The 6,222-nt window shown below is 33.3% G+C and carries 8 protein-coding genes; 4 read left to right on the top strand and 4 right to left on the bottom strand.

Annotated elements, in window-relative coordinates; genetic code table 11:
• Nucleotides 1–3: 3 nt before the first annotated feature.
• The 3 genes from B3578_RS03170 to B3578_RS03180 form a co-directional block, all read right to left on the bottom strand.
• Nucleotides 4–1,287, bottom strand: a complete 1,284-nt coding sequence (locus B3578_RS03170; RefSeq protein ID WP_125350643.1) for a citrate synthase — start codon at nt 1,285–1,287, stop codon at nt 4–6.
• Between the two features lie 80 nt (nt 1,288–1,367).
• Nucleotides 1,368–2,660 (bottom strand): phosphopyruvate hydratase, encoded by a 1,293-nt coding sequence (gene eno / locus B3578_RS03175; RefSeq protein ID WP_221856624.1) that lies wholly within the window; start codon nt 2,658–2,660, stop codon nt 1,368–1,370.
• Nucleotides 2,661–2,866: 206 nt separating this feature from the next.
• Complete coding sequence (locus tag B3578_RS03180) at nt 2,867–3,316, bottom strand: hypothetical protein (RefSeq protein WP_286496394.1); 450 nt, start codon at nt 3,314–3,316, stop codon at nt 2,867–2,869.
• A 134-nt stretch (nt 3,317–3,450) separates the two neighbouring features.
• Between B3578_RS03180 and greA the strand changes: the two genes are divergently transcribed.
• Genes greA through B3578_RS03200 form a run of 4 tightly spaced genes read left to right on the top strand, consistent with a single transcriptional unit; the run spans nt 3,451 to nt 5,302 of the window.
• Complete coding sequence (gene greA, locus B3578_RS03185) at nt 3,451–3,930, top strand: transcription elongation factor GreA (protein ID WP_291047008.1); 480 nt, start codon at nt 3,451–3,453, stop codon at nt 3,928–3,930.
• A gap of 22 nt (nt 3,931–3,952) precedes the next feature.
• A complete protein-coding gene (locus B3578_RS03190) occupies nt 3,953–4,345 on the top strand; it encodes an HIT family protein (protein ID WP_114999218.1) in 393 nt (130 codons plus the stop codon).
• Between the two features lie 3 nt (nt 4,346–4,348).
• Nucleotides 4,349–4,918 carry a tetratricopeptide repeat protein gene (locus B3578_RS03195; protein WP_291047011.1) on the top strand — a complete coding sequence of 190 codons (570 nt, stop codon included), beginning with the start codon at nt 4,349–4,351 and terminating at the stop codon, nt 4,916–4,918.
• The gene (locus B3578_RS03200; protein ID WP_052217679.1) at nt 4,919–5,302 is read left to right on the top strand and encodes a hypothetical protein; all 384 of its coding nucleotides are present in this window, start codon (nt 4,919–4,921) and stop codon (nt 5,300–5,302) included.
• Here B3578_RS03200 and B3578_RS03205 read toward each other — a convergent pair.
• Nucleotides 5,299–5,727: an NUDIX domain-containing protein gene (locus tag B3578_RS03205; protein ID WP_280037508.1), complete on the bottom strand. Its 429-nt coding sequence runs from the start codon at nt 5,725–5,727 to the stop codon at nt 5,299–5,301. The genes B3578_RS03200 and B3578_RS03205 overlap by 4 nt on opposite strands.
• Nucleotides 5,728–6,222 lie beyond the last annotated feature (495 nt).

Here is a 6,222-nt window from a genome sequence, read left to right on the forward strand (position 1 = left end):
TTCTTATCTGTTTTCAATTTCAACGTAATCACGTAATGGTGCTCCTGTGTATAATTGACGAGGGCGACCAATTGGTTGATTTGTTTCGCGCATTTCCATCCATTGTGCAATCCATCCTGGTAGACGTCCAACAGCAAACATAACTGTAAACATTTCAGTTGGGATATCTAACGCTTTGTAGATAATTCCTGAATAGAAATCTACGTTTGGATATAAGTTTCTTGATTTGAAATACTCGTCTTCTAAAGCAGCTTGCTCTAATTTTTTCGCAATATCTAAAATAGGATCATTGATTCCTAATTTCTCTAAAACGTTATCCGCAGCTACTTTGATGATTTTCGCACGAGGGTCAAAGTTTTTATAAACACGGTGTCCAAATCCCATTAAACGGAATGGATCGTTTTTATCTTTTGCTTTAGCTAAGTATTTTTCAACATCTCCACCATCATTTTTGATCGCTTCTAACATTTCTAATACTGCTTGGTTAGCACCTCCGTGTAATGGTCCCCATAATGCAGAAATACCTCCAGAGATAGAAGCAAATAAACCTGCATGAGAAGAACCTACTAAACGTACACTTGATGTAGAACAGTTTTGCTCATGATCCGCGTGTAAGATTAATAATTTGTCAATTGCATCAATAATAACTGGATCTAAGTCTAATTCTTGACCTGGTTTTTTGAATAATAATTGATAAAAGTTTTCTACATAAGATAATTTATCGTTAGAGTAGTTAACTGGTAATCCTTTAATTTTTCTTTGTGTCCAAGACGCTAATACTGGGAATTTACCTAATAAAGTAACTGCCGCTTTGTACATATCATCTGGAGAAGTAACATCAACAACTTTTGGGTTGAATGCTGATAAAGCAGCTGTTAAAGATGTTAATACTCCCATTGGGTGAGCAGAACTTGGGAATGCATCTAAGATTTTGATTAAATCTTCTGACACATAGTTATACTCATTAATATCAGCGATAAATTTATCTAATTCAGCTTGTGTAGGTAATTCTCCTTTGATTAACAAATACATTACTTCTACGAAAGAAGATTTCTCTGCTAATTGTTCAATAGGATATCCACGGTACATCAACTTACCTTCTTCACCATCTAAAAATGTAATTTTAGATTCGCATGCCCCTGTATTTTTGTAACCTGGATCCATTGTGATTAATCCAGTAGCACTTCTTAACTTGGAAATATCAATAGATTTTTCATCCATTGTACCAGTTGTAACAGGTAGCTCCAACTCATTTCCGTTGTAATTTAATATTACCTTATCTGACATTTTATAGTTTATATTATTTATTGCGTAATTTACACTTTTTTTATTAATTTGAGACTGATAAATATCAGTCTCAAATTATTTTATCGCTTAACTTTAAAAGCCTTAAGCCCTGGAAAAATTGCAGTTTCTCCAAGAATCTCTTCAATACGTAATAATTGGTTGTATTTCGCCATACGATCAGAGCGAGAAGCAGAACCAGTTTTAATTTGTCCTGTGTTCAAAGCAACAGCTAAATCTGCAATTGTAGCATCTTCTGTTTCTCCAGAACGGTGAGACATAACTGCTGTATAACGTGCATTTTGCGCCATTTGTACTGCTTTGATCGTTTCTGTTAACGTACCAATTTGATTGAATTTTACTAAGATAGAATTTGCTGTTTCAACATCAATTGCTTTTTCTAATTTAGTTACATTCGTTACCAATAAATCGTCTCCAACAATCTGAACACGTTTACCGATTTTATCTGTTAAGATTTTCCAACCTTCCCAATCGTTTTCATCCATACCATCTTCGATAGAAATAATTGGATATTTCTCTGTCAATTCTGCTAAATAAGCTGCTTGCTCTGCAGAAGTACGGATAGCTCCTTTCTCTCCTTCGAATTTTGTATAGTCATATTTTCCATCGTGATAGAATTCTGATGATGCACAATCTAATGCAATCATAATTTCTTCACCTGCTTTGTAACCTGCTTTTTCTATTGCAGAAATTACAGTATCTAAAGCATCTTCTGTACCATCAAAAGTTGGTGCAAATCCACCTTCGTCACCTACTGCTGTAGATAAACCACGATCGTGTAAAATTTTCTTTAATGCATGAAAAACTTCAGTTCCTTTGCGTAACGCATCAGAAAAAGATTCTGCCTGAACTGGCATAATCATGAATTCTTGGAACGCAATAGGCGCATCAGAGTGAGAACCTCCATTTACGATATTCATCATTGGAACTGGTAATGTGTTTGCATTAACCCCTCCAATGTATCTAAACAATGGTAAACCTAATTCTTCTGCTGCAGCTTTTGCAACCGCCAAAGAAACACCCAAAATTGCATTAGCACCCAATTTAGCTTTGTTTTCAGTTCCATCTAAATCAATCATTACTTGATCGATTAAATTTTGTTCGAAAACAGAAAAACCAATTAATTCTGGAGCAATCACTTCATTTACATTCTCGATAGCTTTCAAAACTCCTTTACCTAAGTACAAGTCTCCACCATCACGTAATTCTACTGCTTCATACTCTCCTGTAGATGCTCCTGATGGAACAGCTGCACGACCTAAAACACCTGATTCTGTATACACGTCTACTTCTACAGTTGGGTTACCACGAGAATCTAAAATTTGTCTTGCATGGATATGCGAAATAATGCTCATTATTAATATTTTTTAATTGATAAAATTTTGATTTACCAAAAATAATGGATTTGAGTAATCTTTACAACGAAATTATCTTTTTTTAAAAATAATTTAATTCAAAAACAATTCGAAAAATTTATGCATGCATAATAAAGAAGTATAATTTAGATGCCTGCAAAGATTATTATTTTTTGAGTGAATTAAAAAAACTTTCGATAAAAAATTTAATTCGTTATTGTAAGCGTTCCATTTGCATTTACATAAACTTGGTAAGTTCTTGGTGCTCTGTTCGCTACTTTTGTAGGTTGTCCTGTCAATAAAATCCATTCAGAATTATCTGCATCACATACAATACTGATGTCATTCTTTACATACAAAGTAGTTTCTGCACCAGGACAAATATGCGGCGCATTACGATCGTAAGCTTTAAAACCAGAAGCTGTACGTACAACAATCAAACCTCTAGAACCTGCTGTTGCTCCTTCAACATATACCCATCCTCCTGGATTATTTAGATTAGAATATAATGGTAAATTGATATTGATTGATACATTCACAATTGTATTTGGCACACAACTTACTGTACCGTCATCTGAATTGCAACCTTGAAATAAGCTGGCAAAAACACAAACCAAAATAACCTTATTTAGAATCGTTTTAATAAATTGTTTCATTTTTAATTTGCTGTATTTTTTTTATTATCTTTGTAGTACAATAACTAAATAGTCCTGCGCATAGTATTACATATGTGTAGGATTATTTATTTTATAAGATCTATTTAATAAAAAATTAATTAAACATTGTTGTTATGGCAAATATACAATATGTAACGAAAGAAGGATTAGAAAAGTTGCGTGAAGAGCTTCATCAGTTAGAAACTTTTGAGCGTCCAAAAATTTCGCAACAAATTGCTGATGCGCGTGATAAAGGAGATTTATCTGAAAATGCAGAATATGATGCTGCAAAAGAGGCTCAAGGAATGTTAGAGATGCAAATTGCTAAATTGAAAGAAGTTGTAGCATATGCACGCGTAATTGATGAATCTAAATTAGACCATTCTAAAGTATCAATATTATCAAAAGTTAAAATAAAAAATACAGCGAACGGACAAGAATTAGTGTACACTTTGGTACCTGAATCTGAAGCTGATTTAGCTAAAATGCGTATCTCTGTGAATACTCCAATCGCAAAAGGATTGTTAGGAAAATCACTTGGAGAAGTTGCAGAAATTACATTACCTAACGGAATGACTTTAAATTTTCAAATTTTAGAAATATCTTTGGACTAAGATTTCAAAAATTAAAAAACATATGGCAAGCATTTTCACTAAAATTATAAACGGAGAAATACCATCATACAAAATTGCCGAAAACGATAAGTACATCGCTATTTTGGACGCTTTTCCTTTGGTAGAAGGTCATGTATTGGTTATCCCGAAAAAAGAAGTCGATAAAATCTTCGATTTAGACAAAGAAACCTATTTAGGTTTAATGGACTTTTCTTACGAAATTGCACAAGCTATAGAAAAAGCAATACCTTGTTTACGCGTTGGCGTAGCTGTTGTTGGTTTAGAGGTACCACATGTACATGTGCATTTGGTTCCTCTAAATACAATGCAAGATATCAATTTCTCAAATCCAAAACTTCAATTATCTGCCGAGAAAATGATCGAAATTGCAGATAATATCAAATCATATTTATAATCGATGAACAAATACATTAAATTAGTAATCGCCGCTGTATTAATCGCTTTAGCAATCTTTTTGTTTACCATTCGCGAATACGGTTGGGGATTTGTGTCGTTATTAGTCGCTGTATTTCCAATTTTATTCTATTTCAGAAACGAAAACATCTTGTTAGCTTTCTGGTTTTTGCGTAAAGAGGATATGGCAAAAGCGAAAAAATGGTTACAAAAGATCAAAAATCCATCATCAGAATTAATTCCTAAGCAAATGGGATATTACCACTACATGATGGGAATTACTGAAGCGCAGAATAATGTTGCCGTTTCAGAAAAATATATGAAAGAAGCCTTAAACTACGGTTTATCGTTTGATCATGACAGAGCAATGGCTAATTTATCTTTGGCTGGAGCTGCAATGTCAAAAGGTAAAAAGAAAGAAGCGGAAGGTTACATTAAAGAAGCGAAGAAAAACGATTCGAAAGGAATGTTTACAGATCAAATCAAAATGATGAATGATCAAATGAAACGTTTCAACGTAAGTAATTCGCAATTACAAAACCCACATATGCGTCACAAAGGACGTAAATTCTAAATGGATATATCAAAATTTACAGAAGAATCATCATCAAACACCAACAAATGGAAACTGATTGAAGAATTCTTTCAACAAAATTTCACAGATGGTGAAAGACCAGATTTAGATACGATTCTTTTTTTGATCGGTGTTCAAGAATTAGGACAAGGAAAAAAACGATTCAAAAAAGATGATAAACTCAATTTATTACACATTGCAGTTTGTCGCGTGTTAGAACCTTTTGGTTTTTATCGTTTCGATGGATTAGATCCAGATGGTTGGCCACATTTTGAGTTGTTGGAAGATTTACCACCTCTCAAAACAAATGAACAAACCTTGTTAATGAAATACGCCGTTATACAGTATTTTGATGATCAAAAAATAATAAACTTCGAGTCTTAAGATTCGAAGTTTTCTTTTTTATACAAATCAACTACCACTTTATCTGCGTCTAACGTAAATTTCTCTACATTCAATTCTTCTTTGGATAACCACAACAATTCGTTGATATCCGCATCCAAAACTTTCAATTTATCCAATGCTTTCTCTGTAATTGTCGCTTTATAATAAATCAATAAAACCTGTTCTGTCGGATCAAAAGCATTCAACACAAAAAAATCTTGTGTATAAAAATGTTCATGAACTTCTACTTTCAAATTCAATTCCTCTTTTATCTCTCTCCTTATACAATCTTTTGTTCCTTCACCAAACTCCAATCCACCGCCAGGAAACTTATAAATTAACTCTCCCTGAAACGGCTCGTGAATCACCAATACCTTTCCCTTGTGTTCCAATAACGCATATACACGCACATTAAATGGTTTCATATCCTGTTTACTTTAAAACCTAAATATATAAAAATTCTTCATTCAAATGCGTATTATTATAGCGTTCCCTTCGGTCGGGCTATCCGTTGCAATCTTTTGTAGAAGAAAATTGGAAGTGATTACAGGAAAATCCAATTTCTACAAAAGGATTTCCACTACTATCCCTAACGCGGGTTGTAAGTTCTGAGTTTTGAGTAATAAGTTATAAGACGTAAGATTTAAGACTTACAGGAATAGAAGTAGAAGTTAAAATATCCACTTGAGGGAAATAGGGGCTTTTCGATTTATGAGTTGTAAGTTATAAAGGAAGCTTCCTTTTTATAAAGAAGAAGCTTCTCGTTGACTAATTAGAAGCTTCTTGTTGGATGAAAGGAAGCTTCTTGTTTCATAGAACATAGTTTGAAGATGCATTAAGCTTACAGCCTTCAGCCTAAAGCGAAATCCATAAATACAAAAAAGCCTCAAGAAATAAATCTTGAGGCTTTTAATAAAAAC

This window comes from Empedobacter sp. UBA1574, assembly GCF_002322895.1.
Taxonomy (GTDB): Bacteria; Bacteroidota; Bacteroidia; order Flavobacteriales; family Weeksellaceae; genus Empedobacter; species Empedobacter falsenii_B.